We start from the raw sequence: 16,831 nt of genomic DNA, 5'->3' as shown, positions 1-16,831 counted from the left end.
GGCCGGGGTGCGCCGGATCAACCGCCGACCGAGAAGATCCCCGGCGGGGGTGGTGCGGAGTCGGTGGCGTCGGTGTCGTGGACGACCGGGGCGCCGCTGGTGAACCGGACCAGTTCCTCGCCGGCGAGCACCCGGCCCGGGAACCAGTCGCCGGAGACCCGCCGGGTCAGCTCGGGCACCGGCGGGGTGCTGCGGCCGGCGAGCAGCACGAGGTTGCCGAAGCGGCGGCCCCGCAGCACCGCGGCGTCGCCGACCAACACCGCCTTGGGTAGCACCGACCGGACGGTGGCGACCTGCTGGCGGGCGTGCCGCAGCGGCGGGCCGTCGGCGATGTTCGCCAGGTACCAGCCGCCCGGTCGTAGCACGCGGGCCACCTCGGCGGCGAACTCCACCGAGGTCAGGTGGGCGGGGGTACGGGCGCCGGCGAAGACGTCGGCGACCACGATGTCGGTGCTGGCGTCCCGGTGGCCGGTGAGGGCTTCCCGGGCGTCGGCGACGCGTACCCGTAGTCGTGGGTTGGGGGGCCAGGGCAGCTCCCGGCGGACCAACTCCACCAGCGCGCCGTCGATCTCGCAGACCCGTTGGGTCGAGCCGGGACGGGTGGCGGCGACATATCGGGGCAGGGTCAGCGCGCCGCCGCCGAGGTGCAGCAGGCGCAGCGGGGCGTCGGCCGGGGCGAGCAGGTCGATCGCGGCGCCGAGCCGGCGCACGTACTCGAACTCCAGGTGGGTGGGGTCGGTGAGATCCACGTGGGACTGCGGGGCGCCGTCGAGCAGCAGCGTCCAGGAGCCCGCCCGGTCCGGGTCGGGGACCAGCTCGGCCACCCCCGTGTCCACCTCGACGGCCGCCCGGTCGGCGGAGCGCTGCCGCCCCATCAGAGCGCACCGCCGGGTGGCTGCGCGGCGGCGGGCGTGGCGCTGCGCGCGGCGGCGACCAGGGCGCGGTGCAGCAGCCGGGAGTCCCCGATCATCCGTCGCAGCCGGCGTTCCAGGCCGGCGATGGGGATCAGGTTCTGCGGTGCCCGCGGGTCCTTGTACGGGGTGGAGGCGAAGCGGGGCAGGGTCACCACGGACAGGTCCGCCAACGCGACCGCCGCCGCGATGTCCAGCTCGGTGGAGCACTCCACCCGGACGATGCCCGCCCACGGGGCGCCCCCGGCGACCGGCAGCCGCAGGTACCACGACCAGCCGCCCCACGCGGTGCCCAGCCGGAACACCGGGGAGCGCTGCCCGGCGGTGAGCCCGGTGACCACCGCGGTGAGCCGCGCGTCCAGGTACTGGCTGTGCTGGGTCTTCACGTAGCCGAGGGTGCGGGGCAGGAGCCGTCGGTTGCGCAGCGGCCCGTCCACCACCAGCAGATCGTCGTCGCTGCGGGCGGCGCTGGAGACCGCCACCTCCAGCGCGGTCAGCGGCCCCTGCACCGCCGCCGGCAGCTTGGCCAGCTCGCCGCTGCCGCCGACCTGGTGCACCGGGTAGTGGACGTTGCCGGCGCGCACATCCACCGCGGACGGGCTGGCGGTGAAGAGCCCCCGTTCCACCCGGGCGCCGGCCAGTTGGGCCGAGCCGCGCTCCAGGTCGCAGCGGACCACCCCGGCCGCGTACGAGGCGGCCAGCCCCGGGTACGAGACCCCGTCGGGCTCGGTCAGCCACAGGCTGGCGTCGTTGCGGCGTACCCCGTCGACGAGGAGCACCACGGCCGGGGGGTGCACGCCGGGCCGGGGCCCGACCGCCCGCCAGTCGGCCGCCGGCAGCTCGTGGTCGGCCTCGACCTGGGCGTTGCTGGGCGCGGCCGGTCCGCCGGCGGCGGCCTCGAATGAGGCCCCGTACCCCGGGTCCCACGCGTCGACGAAGAAGCGGGTCACCCGGGTCGCCCCCGCCCGCTGTCGGCGTTCACCGGCCGGTCCGTTCGATCCGGGCCGACCGGGCGTCCTTGCGGACCTCGAAGCGGACCGGTATGCGCTCGGCCAGCGCCGGCACGTGGGTGACCACGCCCACCATCCGGTCGCCCCGCGCGGCCAGGTTCTCCAACGTGGCCGCCACCGTGTCGAGGGTGGCCGTGTCGAGCGTGCCGAACCCCTCGTCCAGCACGATGGATTCCAGGCTGGCCGCGGTGGTGGACATCCCGGCGAGCTGTTCGGCCAGGGCCAGTGCGAGCGCCAGCGACGCCTGGAAGGTCTCCCCGCCGGAGAGGGTGCGTACGCCCCGGCGCAGGCCGGCGTCGTGGTGGTCCACGACGAAGAACTCACCCTTGTCGTGGACCAGGTCGTACTGGTCGCCGGAGAGCTCGCGCAGGATTGTCGACGCCCCGTCCACCAGCAGGTCGAGCGCCTCGGCGAGCAGCCACCGTTCGAAGTTGTTCGCCCGCAGATGCCCGGCGAGCGCGCGGGCCACCTGCGCCTCACGTTCGTAGGTGGCGCGCTGCTCGCGCAGCTCACCGGCCTGCTCCCGGCGGCGGGTCACTTCCCGCAGCTGCGCCTCGGCCCGTTCGAGGGCGACCGCGGCGTCGCGGCCCGGGTCGTCGGTGGCCGGCACCCCGGCCGCCTCGAACAGCCCGCCGATCCGCGCCTGGACCGCGGCCACCTGCGCCTCGGCCGCGCTGACCGCCGCCACCCGGTCGGCGCGCTCGGAGCGCCGCCGCGCCACCTCGGCGGCGGCCCAGCCGGTCAGCGCCGTCCACGCCGCCGCCACGTCCTCCCGGTCGGTGGCCGGCGGGCCGAAGCCGGCCAGCCCGTCCCGGGTCGCGTCGAAGGCCCGCCAGGTGGTGCGGAGCCGTTCCTGCGCGGTGCCGACCGCGGCCCGGGCCCGGCGGGCCTCGTCCCGGCCGGCGCGGACCGCCGCCGCCGACTCCTCCAACTCCTGCCGTAGCCGCCCGTGCTCGGCCACCGCCTGGTGCAGCGCCGCCGGCTCCGGGGCGTCGGCCAGCTGGGTGTGCAGGGCGGCCAGCCGTGCGTCGAGCTGTTCCTGCCGGACCCGCGCCGCCACCAGCTCCCGTTCCCGCTCGCGGACGGCGCCGTCCCGCTGCGCCACGGTGGCCTTGGCCGCCTCGCTGGCCGCCCGCGCCGCCTTACCGGCCGCGACCGCCACCGACACCGCCGACTCGGCCGGGATCGCCGGGACCTGGGCGACGGTCTGCTCGCAGACCGGGCAGGTGGCCCCGTCGTGCAGCGGCTCCCGCACCGCCATCGCCAGGTCGGTCGCCTTGGCCTGCTCATGCGCCTGGAAGGCCGCCGCCAGGTCGGCCTCGGCCCGCTCGGCCGCCGCCTGTGCCGCGGTCAGCTCCGCCGTCGCCGCCGCGTGCCCGGCCTGGGCCGCCGCCACCGCCGCCCGGACCGTCTCGGCCTCGCCGGCCAGCCCCGCCCGGTCGTCGTACGCCCGCAGCAGCAGGCGTAGCGCGCTCTCGTCGCCGGCCGCGGTCAGCTCGCCGCGAAGCTTCTCCTCCCGCTCCTCGGCGAGCGCCACCACGGTCGTGGCCTCGTCCGCGTCGGTCTGCGCGGTCGCCACCGCCCGGGCGACCTCGGCCACCCCGGCGGGGGCGCGTACGGCGTCGAGCACGGCCAGGTCGGTGTCGAGGGCGGTCAGCGCCGCGCCCGCCTCCCGCGCCGCGGTGTGCGCCGCCGCGCGTTCGGGAACGGCGGCGGTGACGGCGGTGGCCAGCTCCCGCATCTGGTCGACGCGGGTCGACACCTCGTCGAGGGTGGCGTCGTCGATATTGGTGAGGCCGGTGAGGGTCTGGTTGACCACCTCGAACTTCGCCTCGGCCTGGCTGGCCCGGGTCCCCGCCTTCTCCCGCACCTGCTCGTAGACGCCGAGGCCGAGCAGGTTGACCAGGATCTCCTGCCGTTTCGCCGGTCGGGCGTGCAGGAAGTCGGCGAACTGCCCCTGCGGCAGCAGCACACAGCTGGTGAACTGCTCATACGGCAGCCCGACCGCCGTCAGTACCGCGCCTTCCATCTCGGCGACCGTGCCCGCGAGCACCTCGCCCAGGTCCTCCGGGCTGAGCCCGGTGTCGAGCTTGGCCGGGTCGAAGCCGGGCGGCATGAGCTGGAGGCCGGCGCCGGAGGTCTTGACGTTGCCCCGGCTGTCCCGCCGGACCACCCGGGTGGCCACGTAGCGGTCACCGGCCGACTCGAAGACCAGCCGGACCCGCGCCTCGGCCGCCGACGGGGCGAGGGCGTTCGCCAACCCGCGGGTGCCGCCCCACCGGGGTACGGTGCCGTAGAGCGCGAAGCAGATGGCGTCCAACACGGTGGACTTGCCGGAGCCGGTCGGCCCGACCAGCGCGAAGAAGTCGGCGTCGGTGAAGTCGATCGTTGTCGCCGCGCGGAAGACGGTGAAGCCGTCGAGATCCAGTCGCATCGGCCGCATCAGTGCTCGACCTCCTCGAAGAGCTCGTCGAAGAGCCCCCGGACGTCGTCGTCGGCGTGCCCCCGGTCGTCCAGGTAGTCGCCGAACAGCTCCCGCGGTGACCGGCCGGCGCGTTGGGCGACGCGGGCACCGCCACCGGGCGCGGGCACCAGCTCCGGATCGATCCGGATCTCCAGGGCGCGGGGGAGGAGCTCCTGTACCTCCTCGCGGAGGCCGGCCCGGGGCTGCTCCCGGACGAAGACCCGCAGCCAGGCGTCCGGCACCTCGACCTCGGCGAGCTGCGCGAGCGTGCCCCGGACGGTCCGCAGGGTGGCGGCGGCGGGGATGGGCACCTCGCGCACCTGGGCTGCCGTGGTGGCGGTCACCTCGACCACGGTCACCGACGGGACGTTCTCCTGCTCGCCGAAGTCGACCGCCAGCGGGCTGCCGCTGTAGCGGATCGGGCACCCGCCGTCGACCCGCTGGGCGCGGTGCAGGTGACCGAGGGCGACGTAGTGCGCGGTGCCGGGGAAGACCGTCGCCGGCACCGCGTAGCCGAGGACGGTGTGGGCGTCGCGCTCGCCGCCGCCGGTCGCCGCCCCGACCACGGTCAGGTGGGCGGTGACCAGGTGCACCCGGTCCGGCTCGGTGAAGCCCTCGGTCAACCGGGCGACGATCCGCCCCAGGTGGTCGGCGTACGTCTGGTTCGCCTCGGCGGCGGTCAGCTCATACATCTCCACGGCCCGAACCGCGTACCGCTGGGACAAAAACGGCAGCGCGGCGACCTGCCAGCGTTCGCCGCCGCCGGTCGTACCGTCGATGAGGTGCTCGTTGGGGTCTTCGCGGACGTTGCCCCGCAGGGTGATCCCGGCGGCGTCGGCCCAGGGCCGCAGCGCGTCCAGCGCCGCGCCGTTGTCGTGGTTGCCGCCGATCGCGACGACGTCGGCACCGGTACGGCGCAGCGCGGTCAGCGCCCGGGTGACCAACCGGGTCGCCTCGGGGGTGGGGGCGGCGGTGTCGTAGAGGTCGCCGGCGATGATGACCAGGTCCGGCGCCTCCCGCCGGGCCACCTCGATCACCCCGGCGAGGACGGCCTTGTGCTCGTCGGCCCGGGACTGCCCCTTGAGGACCTTGCCGACGTGCCAGTCGGAGGTGTGCAGAATCTTCACGGCTCAAATCACCTCAGAACGGGATGTCGTCGTCGCCGGAGCCCACCACGGCGAACGGGTCGGCCGACTGGGTGATCGACCGGAGGGTCTGGGAGGGCACCGCGCCTGCCTCCGCGACCCGCGTCGCCCAGGCGGGGAACGGAAACTCCAGGCAGAGCGGCACCGGGATGTCGGGCTGGTTGACGAACATCGTGCCCGGCTTCGCCAGCAGTGCCCGCTGCCGCTGCGCCGGCGGGAGGAAACCGTACTCGGGGCGGGACGCCTCGGCCGGGTCGAGCCGACCCACCACCCGGACCGCCGAGTTCGTGACGATGCGCCGCTCCACCTCGCTGGCGGTCTGCTGCGCGCCGACCAGGATCACCCCGAGGGAGCGGCCCCGCTCGGCGATGTCCAGCAGCACCTCCTTGATCGGGGAGGAGCCCTCGCGGGGGGCGTACTTGTTCAGCTCGTCGAGGACGACGAAGAGCAGCGGCTTGGCGGTGCCGGTCTTCTCCTTGCGCTCGAACTCGCTCTTGAGCGTCACGCCGACCACGAACCGCTGCGCCCGGTCCGGCAGGTTGTGCAGGTCGACCACGGTGACCTGCGCCGACTCCGCGGTGTTGATCCGATGCGGGCGCCGGGTGGCCAGATCGCCGCGGATCAGCCGGGACAGGTCCTTCTTACTGCCGATCAACCGGCGGGCGAAGGCGTTGACGGTGCCGAGGCCGACCGCGCTGCCGGCCCAGTCGCCCCGGGTCTCGTCGTCGTTCAGCCGCTCGACGATGTGATCGACCAGGTCGGCGTAGCTGCCGAGGCGGACCCCGTCGATGCTCACCCCGCCGTCGGCGGGCTGCGCGTACCGGGCCAGGTGGGCGGTGACCGAGTGCACCACCATCGTGTACTGCTGGCGTTCGTCGTCGGCGTCGGCGAAGACGTACGGCAGGAGGCGGTCGGCGCAGAACTCGTCGAGCGTCCAGTAGAAGCTGTCCACCCCGCTGAGCCGACTGCTCACATCCGGCGTGCCGGTGGCGTCGCCGGCCCGGGGCGGAGCGTAGACGCGTACGTCGGGGAAGGCCGCGGCGTCCAGGCCGAGCCGGGCGTACGCCGTGCGGGTGGACTCGTCCAGCCGGGTGTTGGGGTGGTCGAGGAAGAGCAGGTCCTCGCCCTTGACGTTGAAGATCAACGCCTTGGCGTTGACCGCGTCCCCGCCCAGGACGCCGGAGCGGAAGACCGAGTAGAGCAGGAAGGTGGCGAAGCTGGTCTTGGTGGCGACGCCGGAGATGCCGGAGATGGAGACGTGCGCGCCCCGGGTGCCGTCGAGGAAGTCGGCGTTGAGGTAGACCGGCACCCCGTCGCGGCCGGTGCCCATCGGGATCCGCCGCTCCATCCGGTCGAAGTGCAGCGCCCGGGCTCGGGCGTCCCCCTCGGCCCGGTGCACGACGGCGCCCGGCGACGGCGGGACGTAGAGCTCCGGGTCGACCCGGGTGGTGGTGATCTCGGCGGCCTCCTGCACCTGGGCGGGGAGCATGCCGTCGGCGATCGCGAAGACGTCGGAGTCGAACTGGGCGCCCTCGTGTCGGGCGCGCACCTGGGTGACCACCCCGGCGATCGTCACCGGCTCCCGGTCCGGCAGCTCGCGGCGGGTGGCCACGACGTCGTCGAGCTGCAGGTAGCTGGTGGGGGAGACCGCCGTCCAGAACTGCAGCGGGGTGGCGTCGGCGGTGCCGAGCACCCGGCCGACCAGCTCGCCCGGGCCATCCACGGCGTCGTCGGTCATCGGGTCACTCCGTGGGGCTGGGGGGCGAGGTCGGCAGGCACGCCCTGCATCCTGCCCGAGACCTACGACCGGCCGCCACGTGACGCGGCGGAGACCACGCCGTGCCTGCCGCCCACCTCCGCCTTGGGCCGGTGCGGGACGGGTGTGCTGGGCGGGGGTGACGGGCGGTGCACGACGAGCGGGTTGGGCGGGGGCGACGGGGGTATGGCGGCGGTGCGCCCCGGGTGCTGCGGCCGGGCGCTATCGGCAAATTCCCCACGAGTCGGGCGAGAGCTGGGCGATGCTGTAACGGATGAAGCTGCGGGAGAGGTGGCTGCGGGAGGAGTGGCTGCGGACGCCCCGCGGTCGGTTCAAGGCGCTGGTCGCACTGGCGGCGGTGCTACCGGCGGTGGAGGCGGCGATCATCGCGGTGCTCGGATTCCAGGCTGTTCGCGGGCTGTCGCCGCAGGTGAGCGCCGTCTGGCCGTACGGCACCTTCCAGGAGCTGCGTTGGCTGTTCGTCTACCACCGGACCATCCCGGGGTTCTTCCTCACGTTGGTGGGGATGTCGGCGCTGCGGGGAGTCCTCACCACCGTCCTGGCGAACCTGGCCTGGCCGGACGGAACCCCCCGTCCGTCGTGGCGCTGGCTGCTGCGGCGCAACATCTGGGTCGCCATCCTGACCGCGGTGCTCCTCTCGCCCTGGGTGGCGCTGGCGATGGCCTTCGCCACGACCGGGCTCTCCTGGTATCTGATCGCCTCGCTGCTGCCGTTGCTGCTGCTCGCCCCGTTCCTGCTGCGGGCCGGGCTGACCGCGGACTGGTGGCGGGGTCTGCCGCGGCTCGAGGTAGTGGGCTGGGCGTGGCTGAACTTCGTCGTGCTCACCATCGTCGGTGCGGTGCTGTCGGCGGTGCCCATCTGGTGGGGGGTCCCGTTGGCCGCCGTCGGTGGCGCGGTCAACGCGCTGCTCTGGCGCAAGAGCGTCGCCGCCGTTCTGGCCCCCGGCCGGGTTCGCCTCCGGCTCGTGCCGGTGGTGCCGCTGTTGGTGGCGCTCATCCTGCTCAGCTTCCCGACGATGCCGCTGGCGGCCGAGCGGGTCCAGGGCGGGCGCGGCGGGTGGCGACCGCCGATCATGACGGAGCCGTTGCCGGACTCGGTCCCGTACGCGGTGATCGCCCTCGGCGGGCACGACTCCGAGTACGACGGTGAACCGGCGGTGGATCCGCGGGTGGAGCGGTTCTCCTACCTCGGACTGGATGAACAGAACCGGCCGTTGCCGTACGCGGCGGTGGCCACCCACCGGTCGTTGGGCGAGAGCGCGGCCCTGCTGGCGGAGCAGGTCGAGACCCTGCATGAGCGGACCAACCGGCCGATCGCCCTGCTCGGGCACAGCGAGGGTGCCATGGTGGCCCGGACCTACCTGGAGCGGTGGCCGATGACGGAGGTGGAGGCGGTGCTGCTGTTCAGCCCGCTGGTGATGCCGGGCCGGGTGTACTACCCGCCCGCGCAGATCAGGCGGGGGTGGGGCGTGGTGGCCGGTTGGGAACTGCGCGCGCTGCAGTCGCTCTGGAACCTCACCGACACCTCGGAGGAGGAGCCGGACCAGGATTTCATCCGCTCGCTGCTGGCCGATGCCCCGTTCTATCGGAACCGTACGCTCTGCCCGGTGGCGGGGGTGCGGATGGTGGCCTTCCTGCCGACGGTGACCGCGATCGAGGCGCCGCCCGGCCAGTACCACCGGATCCCGGTGTACGAGCTGCCCGCGTTCCACGGTGAGCTGGTCGGCCGGGCCGACGTCGCGGACCTGGTGCTCGATTTCCTCTCCGGTGAGTCGGTGCAGCGGTCCGAGATGCAGTACGAGGTGCTTCAGCGTATCGGTTCGGCCTGGCAGCCACCGCCGTTGGCGCTGGGGATCAACCCGGTCTGGTCGGCGGGGCGGGAGGCGGACCCCGCCTTCACCGGCCGGATCTGCGAGGCCCGCAGCGGGTCAGCGGGCGAAGCGGAGTAGTAGCCCGCCATCGGTGGCGGCGAGCACGTGCCGCAGCGGCAGGTGCCGCACCGGACTGGGCTCCCCGGCGGTGATCCGGCCCGGCCCGGCGCCGGCCAACAGCGGGGCGATGGTCAGGCAGACCTCGTCCACCAGGTCGGCCGCGGTGAGCGCGCCGAAGAGGTGCGGACCGCCCTCGCAGAGCAGCTGGTCGAGCCCGCGGCGACGCAGCTCGGCCAGGCCGGCGGCGAGGTCCACCCGGTCGTCGCCGCATTCGACGAGGTCGGCGACGTCGGCCAGGCCGGGCGGGGCGGTGGCGGCGGCGTGCGTGAGCACGATTGGGCGTACCGGTGCGTCGGCGAGGGCGGGGTGGGCCGGGTCGAGGTTGGCCGAGCCGGAGACCACGACGAGGGTCGGGCACTCCGGTAGGCCGTGCTCCCGGCGCCAGGCGCGGCGTCGCTCGTCCAGCCGGAGCGGCCGGTACCGCTCGTGGCGCATCGTGCCGCCAGCGACCACGAGTCCGTCGCAGAGCATCCGCAGCAGTCGGAAGACCCGCTTGTCCGGCTCGCCGGAGAGCCCGGCCGAATATCCGTCAACGGTGACCGCGCCGTCCACGCTGGTGACGAAGTTGACGCGCAGGCGTGATCGATCGGTCCGGCCGTAGCAGGCGGTGAGCGCGGAGTCGTCGAGCGGCATGCTGGACGGTGCCGGCCAGAGGGCGGTAATCGGCGTTTCGACGGTCATTCGCTGGCCGGACCCGTGACCGGAGGGGGTGGCACAGGGGTACGGTGCTGGCAGTCACACCAGTTTTGGCCGCGACAGTCGTCGTGCCGTCTCGCCCGGCACGCTCGGCAGATCATGGTCGCAGCTTATTCTGCGGGAGGACGGGATAGCATGCCGCGTCAGATCTTCCAGCTGAGGATTTCTCTGGCCGGGCTTCGGCCGCTGGTCTGGCGCCGGGTGCTGGTCCCGGGCGGCTTCACCCTCGACCGGGTGCACCGGGTGGTGCAGCACGCGATGGGTTGGCGGGACTGCCACCTGCACTCGTTCGAGGTCGACGGTGAGCAGTATGGGGAGCCCGACCCGGACGGTGAGCTGTCGCTCCGCGACGAGCTGGACGTGCGGTTGGACGCGGTGGTGGGTAAGGGCAGCCGGTTTCACTACACCTACGACTTCGGCAACTGGTGGGAGCACGATCTGGTGGTGGAGGACGTCCTCCTGGCCGATCCGGAGGAGCGCTATCCCGATTGTCTGGATGGGGAGCGGGCGTGCCCGCCGGAGGATGTCGGTGGTCCGGCTGGCTACCTGGCGCTGCTGGCCGCGTTCGCCGATCCGGGGCATCCCGAGCACCACACGTTGCGGGACTGGGCGGGGGACCGTTTTGATCCGGCCGTCTTCGATTCTGGTCGGGCGGGCACGCTGCTCCGTCGATTCTGCTGACCTATTTCGCCGTTTCGGGTCGCTGACCCGATAAAAGCACCATTTCGCGGCGGTGATCGCGGGCACGCGGTAACGATCCGGAATTCGCTCCCATCGGCCTATTGACACGTCTGACACCTCCCGGCAATCTCATGGGAGCGTTCCCAGTGGTGTGGTACGGCTCATTTGTCCACGCCGGACCGTCGTCGAATCCATCATCGTCGGTCGACGCCCCGTACCGCATCCCCCATCACGACAGACGCAGCCTCACATCGAAAAGAGGGGTCAGGATGAGCCTCACCACGCGGCGTTCCCGCCTGGCGGCCAGCGCCCTTGCCGCGATCACCGCCGTCGGCGGCCTCGCGGCCTGCGGCAACGACGACGAGCCGGCCGCCGGCGAGAAGCCCAGCAAGCTGGTCGTCGAGACGTTCGGCGAGTTCGGCTACGACGAACTCGTCAAACAGTACGAGAAGGACACCGGCATCAAGATCGAGCTGCGCAAGACGGCGCAGCTGCGTGAGTACCGGCCCAAGCTGGTGCGCTACCTGGCCACCGGCAAGGGAGCGGGTGACGTGGTCGCGCTGGAGGAGGGCATCCTCAACGAGTTCAAGTCCAACCCGCGCAACTGGGTGGATCTCGCCCCGCTGATCGACGACCACTCCGCGGACTACCTGCCCTGGAAGTGGGAGCTGGGCAAGGCGCCGGACGGTCGACTGATGGGCCTGCCGACCGACGTCGGCAGCCTCGCCGTCTGCTACCGCAAGGACCTCTTCGAGGCGGCCGGGCTACCCACCGAGCGGGATGAGGTGTCGGCGCTCTGGCCGGACTGGGACAGCTTCCTGGAGACCGGCCGCGCGTACAAGGAGGGCAGTGGCGGCAAGGCCCTCATCGACACGATCGTCGCCGTCTCCGACGCGGCGCTCTTCCAGCAGGGCGACGACCTCTTCTACGACAAGGAGAACAACATCATCGCGGACAGCAGCCCCGCGGTGAAGGCGTCCTGGGACACGGCGACCTCGATGGTCGAACTCTCCGCCAAAATCGAAACCTGGTCCCCCGAGTGGTCCGGCGGCTTCAAGCAGGGCAGCTTCGCGGCCACCTTCTGCCCGTCCTGGATGCTCGGCATCGTCGCGGACAACTCCGGGGAGGCGAACAAGGGTAAGTGGGACGTGGCGGCGGTGCCCGGCGGCGGCGGCAACTGGGGCGGCTCCTGGCTGGCGGTGCCGGAGCAGAGCTCCCACCACGAGGAGGCGGCGAAGCTCGCCGAGTTCCTGACCAACGCCACCAGCCAGGTGGAGGCATTCAAGGCCAAGGGCCCGCTCCCCACCCACCTGGAGGCGCTGCAGGACGAGGCGTTCCTCAGCTACACCAACGAGTACTTCAGCGGCGCACCGACCGGCAAGATCTTCGGTGAGAGCGTCAGCAAGATCGAGCCGATCCACCTCGGGCCGAAGCACCAGGCGGTGAAGGAGAGCGCCTTCGGGCTGGCCCTGCGGGCGTTCGAGAACGGACAGGTCACTGAGGACGAGGCCTGGCAGCAGTTCATCAAGGATGCCCAGATCCAGGGCGCCTTCTGAGTGAATTCGATCCGGTGGCGTTCGGGGACCACTCCGTGCGCCACCGGTCGGTCCCGGGACCGGGGTGCGGCCACCTGCTGGTAGTGCGTGGTGCGTGGCGCCCTGCGCGCGGGCACGGACCCTGCCAGGAAAGGAAACCCCATGAGCCACCGTAAGCGAGCCGCCCCCGGTCGGCCTGGCATGCCAGCACCGCGGGTCGGCACGGAACGCAGCGGAGCGCCGACATGAGCCACTCGACCACCGCGGCCCCGCCGGCACCGGCAGCACCACCCCCGCCCAGTGGCACCCCCAGGCGCTGGCGGCTCTCCCTGGCCGGCCTGGACCTCAGGTACTCGCCGTATCTCTACATCGCGCCGTTCTTCTTGATCTTCGGCATCTTCGGGCTCTATCCGATGCTGCGTACCCTCTGGATGTCGCTGCACGACTGGGACATGATCGGCGATCACACCTTCATCGGGTTGGACAACTACACCCGGCTACTCACCGACGAATACTTCTGGAACGCGCTGGTCAACACGATCGGCATCTTCGTGCTGTCGACCGTCCCGCAGCTGTTGCTGGCGCTCTTCCTGGCGAACCTGCTCAACCGCACCCTGCTGCGGGCCAAGACCTTCTTCCGGATGGCCATCTTCATCCCGAACGTGGTCTCGGTCGCCGCGGTCGCGATCGTCTTCGGCATGCTCTACCAACGGGAGTACGGGCTGGCCAACTGGCTGCTCGGGTTCGTCGGGATCGACCAGATCGACTGGGACGGGCAGACCTGGAGCTCCTGGACGGCGATCGCATCCATGGTCAACTGGCGGTGGACGGGATACAACACCCTGATCCTGCTCGCCGGCATGCAGGCGATCCCCCGGGACCTCTACGAGGCGGCGGAGATCGACGGCGCCGGCCAGTGGCGGCAGTTCTGGCGGATCACCCTGCCGCTGCTCCGGCCCACGTTCATCTTCGTGGTCATCCTCTCCACGATCGGCGGCATGCAGCTCTTCACCGAGCCGCTGCTCTTCGGCAACGGCAACATCATCGGCGGCACCCAGCGCGACTTCCAGACCCTGGCCATGTACATGTACGAGATGGGTATCACGAATTTGAACAGCGCCGGTTACGGGGCGGCTGTCGCCTGGGCCCTCTTCATGATTATCGGCCTGATGTCGCTGCTCAACTTCGTCCTCGTCCGCCGCGCGGCCAAGTGAGGTGCCCTCGATGATCTCCGCATCCAAGCGCCTCTGGCGCACCAGTCCGTTGACCTACCTGGCCCTCGTCCTGGCGACCCTGTTGTCGATCTACCCCTTCTACTACATGGTGGTGATCGGCACCCGAACCCTGGACTCGATCAACGACGTGCCGCCGCCGGTCACCCCCGGTGGCGCCTTCACCGACAACTTCGGCCGGGTCCTCGACAACGACGCGGCCAACTTCCTCACCGGCATGATGAACTCGATCATCGTCGCCTCGGTGGTCACCGTGTCGGTGGTCCTCACCGGCTCGCTGGCCGGCTTCGCCTTCGCGAAGCTGCGCTTCCGGGGCCGCAACATCCTGCTGCTCTCCATCGTCGTGACGATGATGATCCCCACCCAGCTGGGCATCATCCCGCTCTGGGGCATGATGCAGACGCTGGGGTGGTACGACACCCTCTACGCGGTCACCGTGCCCTTCCTGGTCACCGCCTTCGGTGTCTTCATGATGCGGCAGTACGCCAGCCAGGCGGTCTCCGACGAGCTGATCGAGGCCGGCCGGGTCGACGGGGCCAGCACCCTGCGGATCTACTGGAACATCGTCCTGCCCGCGCTGCGCCCGGCGGCCGGGGTCCTGGGGCTGCTGACCTTCATGGAGACCTGGAACTCCTTCCTCTGGCCGTACGCGGTGCTCACCCCGGAAAACCCGACGTTGCAGGTCTCCCTCTCCTTCCTGTCGTACGCGTACTACACCGACTACTCACAGGTCTTCGCCGCCACCGCCATCGGTACTCTGCCGCTGGTCATCGTCTTCCTCCTGTTCGGCCGCCAGATCATCGGCGGGATCATGGAAGGTGCCGTCAAGTCGTGAGTAATCCCGCGAGCCCACCCGCCGCCGGCGTTCTCGGCGAACGCCCGCCGCTGACCTTCCCGCCCGGCTTCCGCTGGGGCGCCGCCACCGCGGCGTACCAGATCGAGGGCGCGGCGACCGCCGGCGGCCGGACCCCGTCGATCTGGGACACCTTCAGCCACACCCCGGGTCGGGTGGTGGGCGGGCACACCGGTGACGTGGCGTGCGACCACTACCACCGGCTCGACTGGGACGTCGCCCTCATGGCCGAGCTGGGGCTGAAGTCGTACCGCTTCTCGGTCTCCTGGCCTCGGGTGCAGCCGGGCGGCAGCGGCCCGATCAACCAGGAGGGACTTGATTTCTACCGGCGGCTGGTGGACCAACTGCTGGCCAACGGCATCGAGCCGTGGCTGACGCTCTACCACTGGGACCTGCCGCAGCCGCTGGAGGACGCGGGCGGCTGGCCGGCCCGGGACACCGCCGCCCGGTTCGCCGACTACGCCGCCCTGGTCGCCGGCGCGCTCGGTGATCGGGTCCGGTACTGGACCACGCTCAACGAGCCGTGGTGTTCGGCGTTCCTCGGGTACGGCTCCGGGGTGCACGCCCCGGGTCGGTCCGACCCCGCCGCCGCGGTCCGGGCCGGTCACCACCTGCTGCTCGGCCATGGGCTGGCCGTGCCGGCGCTGCGGGCGGCGGCCCAGTCCGAGGTCCAGGTCGGGGTGACGCTCAACCTGTACCCGGTCACCCCGGCCACCGACTCGCCCGGCGACGCCGACGCGGCCCGCCGGGTCGACGGGCTGGCGAACCGGTTCTTCCTCGACCCACTGCTGCGCGGGTCGTACCCGGCGGATCTGATCTCCGACCTCAGCCAGGTCACCGACTTCGGGCACGTGCGGGCGGAGGACCTGACCGCCATCGCCGCCCCGCTGGATCTGGTCGGAATCAACTACTACAGCCGGCACGTGGTCGCCGCGCCGACGGCAGCGGCCCCGCCGGAGCCGTACTGGCGTCAACCGTCGTGCTGGCCCGGCAGCGAAGGCGTTCGCTTCGTCACCCGGGGCAAACAGGTCACCGACATGGACTGGGAGATCGACCCTCCCGGGCTGGTCGAGACGTTGCGGCGGGTGCACGAGGAGTACACCGACCTGCCGCTCTACATCACCGAGAACGGTGCGGCCTTCGTGGACGCGGTCCTGGACGGTCAGGTGGACGACCCGGACCGCACCGCCTACTTCGACGCGCACCTGCGCGCCGCACACCAGGCGATCGCCGCGGGTGTCCCGCTGCGAGGCTACTTCGCCTGGTCGTTGCTGGACAACTTCGAGTGGGCCTGGGGCTACACGAAGCGCTTCGGCATGATCCACGTCGACTACCGCAGCCAGGCCCGCACCCTGAAGTCCAGCGGCCGGTGGTACGCCGAGACAATCCGACGCAACGGTCTGGCTGCAGAATAGGCTCGAACCAGCTATCCGGGTGGTCCCGGTGCCACCGGTGGGCACCGGGGCCTTCCGCCGTCGGAGGAGCAGACGATGACAACGCAGCGCACCCGCTCGCTCGGGCGCCCGACTCTCGATGCGGTCGCCGCACGTGCCGGCGTCGGCCGGGGCACGGTATCCCGCGTCGTCAACGGTTCACCCCAGGTCAGTCCCGAGGCCCGTGCCGCGGTGCAGCGGGCCATCGCGGAACTGGGGTACGTGCCGAACCGGGCCGCTCGCGCCCTGGTTACCCAGCGGACCGACTCGATCGCCCTGGTGGTGTCAGAATCCGGGGACCGGGTGTTCGCCGAGCCGTTCTTCGCCGGCATCGTGCGGGGCGTCAGCTCCGGCCTGCAGGGGACCCCGTTCCAGCTCTGGCTCGTCATGGTCCAGTCCCCGATCGAGCGGGAACGGGTCGAGCACCACCTGACCAACCAGCACGTTGACGGCGTCCTGCTGTTGTCGCTGCACGGTTCCGACCCGCTGCCCACGCTGCTGGCAGAACGGGGCCTGCCCACCGTGCTCGGCGGCCGGCCAGCCCAGATGACGCAATCCGACGCGGAGCCGGCCTGGCTCGTGGACGCGGACAACGTCGGTGGGGCCCGGCGCGCGGTGGAGTACCTCGTCGGGCGGGGACGGCAGCGGATCGCGACCATCGCCGGCCCTCAGGACATGGGTGCCGGTCTGGGGCGGCTGACCGGCTACCAGGAGGCGGTCGCGAAAACGCCGAGCGGGGGCAGGCCAGACCTGATCGCGTACGGGGACTTCAGCGAGGGCAGTGGGGAGGCCGCGATGCGCCAGCTGCTGGCCGCCTGCCCGGACCTGGACGCGGTCTTCGTCGCCTCGGACCTGATGGCGTTCGGTGCGCTCCGGACACTGCGGGAGGCCGGTCGGCGGGTGCCCGAGGACGTGGCCGTGGTGGGCTTCGACGACGCCCCGATCGCCCGCCAGGCGGACCCGCCGCTGACCACGGTCTTCCAGCCGATCGAGGAGATGGGACGGCAGATGGCCCAGTTGCTGGTATCCCGGATCCGTGGCGAGCACCGGGCCACCACGAACATCCTCCTGGACACCGAGTTGGTCGAGCGCGCCAGCACCTAA

At 72.0% G+C, this 16,831-nt stretch carries 13 protein-coding genes; 7 read left to right on the top strand and 6 right to left on the bottom strand.

Going from position 1 to position 16,831, the window contains the following annotated elements; all coding sequences use genetic code 11:
* Window positions 1–17 precede the first annotated feature (17 nt).
* The 5 genes from T398_RS01905 to T398_RS01885 are packed head-to-tail and all read right to left on the bottom strand — an operon-like array spanning window position 18 to window position 7,268.
* Window positions 18–875, bottom strand: coding sequence for a spermidine synthase (locus tag T398_RS01905; RefSeq protein ID WP_496443856.1), 858 nt, complete (start codon window positions 873–875; stop codon window positions 18–20).
* The gene (locus T398_RS01900) at window positions 875–1,861 is read right to left on the bottom strand and encodes a hypothetical protein (protein WP_496443854.1); all 987 of its coding nucleotides are present in this window, start codon (window positions 1,859–1,861) and stop codon (window positions 875–877) included. Before T398_RS01900 ends, T398_RS01905 begins: the two co-directional genes overlap by 1 nt.
* Before the next feature lie 28 nt (window positions 1,862–1,889).
* Complete coding sequence (locus tag T398_RS01895) at window positions 1,890–4,364, bottom strand: AAA family ATPase (RefSeq protein WP_496443852.1); 2,475 nt, start codon at window positions 4,362–4,364, stop codon at window positions 1,890–1,892.
* Complete coding sequence (locus T398_RS01890; RefSeq protein WP_496443850.1) at window positions 4,364–5,512, bottom strand: exonuclease SbcCD subunit D; 1,149 nt, start codon at window positions 5,510–5,512, stop codon at window positions 4,364–4,366. The genes T398_RS01895 and T398_RS01890 overlap by 1 nt, the downstream gene beginning before the upstream one ends.
* 13 nt (window positions 5,513–5,525) lie before the next feature.
* A complete protein-coding gene (locus T398_RS01885; RefSeq protein ID WP_496443848.1) occupies window positions 5,526–7,268 on the bottom strand; it encodes an ATP-binding protein in 1,743 nt (580 codons plus the stop codon).
* Window positions 7,269–7,560: 292 nt separating this feature from the next.
* On the opposite strand from T398_RS01885, the gene T398_RS01880 reads away from it, so the two are divergent.
* Window positions 7,561–9,255, top strand: a complete 1,695-nt coding sequence (locus T398_RS01880) for a lipase family protein (RefSeq protein WP_496443846.1) — start codon at window positions 7,561–7,563, stop codon at window positions 9,253–9,255.
* Here T398_RS01880 and T398_RS01875 read toward each other — a convergent pair.
* Entirely contained in the window at window positions 9,235–9,978 is a 744-nt protein-coding gene (locus T398_RS01875) for a pyrimidine reductase family protein (RefSeq protein ID WP_496443844.1), read from the bottom strand. The genes T398_RS01880 and T398_RS01875 overlap by 21 nt on opposite strands.
* A gap of 150 nt (window positions 9,979–10,128) precedes the next feature.
* Between T398_RS01875 and T398_RS01870 the strand changes: the two genes are divergently transcribed.
* The 6 genes from T398_RS01870 (at window position 10,129) to T398_RS01845 (ending at window position 16,831) form a co-directional block, all read left to right on the top strand.
* Window positions 10,129–10,674 carry a plasmid pRiA4b ORF-3 family protein gene (locus T398_RS01870; protein WP_496443842.1) on the top strand — a complete coding sequence of 182 codons (546 nt, stop codon included), beginning with the start codon at window positions 10,129–10,131 and terminating at the stop codon, window positions 10,672–10,674.
* A gap of 269 nt (window positions 10,675–10,943) precedes the next feature.
* The gene (locus tag T398_RS01865) at window positions 10,944–12,230 is read left to right on the top strand and encodes an ABC transporter substrate-binding protein (RefSeq protein WP_496443840.1); all 1,287 of its coding nucleotides are present in this window, start codon (window positions 10,944–10,946) and stop codon (window positions 12,228–12,230) included.
* 224 nt (window positions 12,231–12,454) lie between these two features.
* On the top strand, window positions 12,455–13,423 hold the full coding sequence (locus T398_RS01860) for a carbohydrate ABC transporter permease (protein ID WP_496443838.1): 969 nt from the start codon (window positions 12,455–12,457) through the stop codon (window positions 13,421–13,423).
* 10 nt (window positions 13,424–13,433) lie between these two features.
* The gene (locus tag T398_RS01855) at window positions 13,434–14,276 is read left to right on the top strand and encodes a carbohydrate ABC transporter permease (RefSeq protein WP_496443836.1); all 843 of its coding nucleotides are present in this window, start codon (window positions 13,434–13,436) and stop codon (window positions 14,274–14,276) included.
* Window positions 14,273–15,709, top strand: a complete 1,437-nt coding sequence (locus T398_RS01850) for a GH1 family beta-glucosidase (RefSeq protein WP_496443834.1) — start codon at window positions 14,273–14,275, stop codon at window positions 15,707–15,709. The genes T398_RS01855 and T398_RS01850 overlap by 4 nt, the downstream gene beginning before the upstream one ends.
* 75 nt (window positions 15,710–15,784) lie before the next feature.
* Complete coding sequence (locus T398_RS01845) at window positions 15,785–16,831, top strand: LacI family DNA-binding transcriptional regulator (protein ID WP_496443832.1); 1,047 nt, start codon at window positions 15,785–15,787, stop codon at window positions 16,829–16,831.

The sequence above is a fragment of the Salinispora goodfellowii genome, assembly GCF_059570675.1.
Note: the sequence above shows the minus strand (reverse complement) of the source record. Positions and strands in the feature narration are given on the sequence as shown.

Excerpts from the sequence above, each read along its gene's own strand:
- T398_RS01905 (WP_496443856.1), bottom strand. The coding sequence starts at position 875 with ATGGGGCGGCAGCGCTCCGCCGACCGGGCGGCCGTCGAGGTGGACACG.
- T398_RS01895 (WP_496443852.1), bottom strand. The coding sequence starts at position 4,364 with ATGCGGCCGATGCGACTGGATCTCGACGGCTTCACCGTCTTCCGCGCG.
- T398_RS01885 (WP_496443848.1), bottom strand. The coding sequence starts at position 7,268 with ATGACCGACGACGCCGTGGATGGCCCGGGCGAGCTGGTCGGCCGGGTG.
- T398_RS01880 (WP_496443846.1), top strand. The coding sequence starts at position 7,561 with ATGAAGCTGCGGGAGAGGTGGCTGCGGGAGGAGTGGCTGCGGACGCCC.
- T398_RS01875 (WP_496443844.1), bottom strand. The coding sequence starts at position 9,978 with ATGACCGTCGAAACGCCGATTACCGCCCTCTGGCCGGCACCGTCCAGC.
- T398_RS01870 (WP_496443842.1), top strand. The coding sequence starts at position 10,129 with ATGCCGCGTCAGATCTTCCAGCTGAGGATTTCTCTGGCCGGGCTTCGG.
- T398_RS01865 (WP_496443840.1), top strand. The coding sequence starts at position 10,944 with ATGAGCCTCACCACGCGGCGTTCCCGCCTGGCGGCCAGCGCCCTTGCC.
- T398_RS01860 (WP_496443838.1), top strand. The coding sequence starts at position 12,455 with ATGAGCCACTCGACCACCGCGGCCCCGCCGGCACCGGCAGCACCACCC.
- T398_RS01855 (WP_496443836.1), top strand. The coding sequence starts at position 13,434 with ATGATCTCCGCATCCAAGCGCCTCTGGCGCACCAGTCCGTTGACCTAC.
- T398_RS01845 (WP_496443832.1), top strand. The coding sequence starts at position 15,785 with ATGACAACGCAGCGCACCCGCTCGCTCGGGCGCCCGACTCTCGATGCG.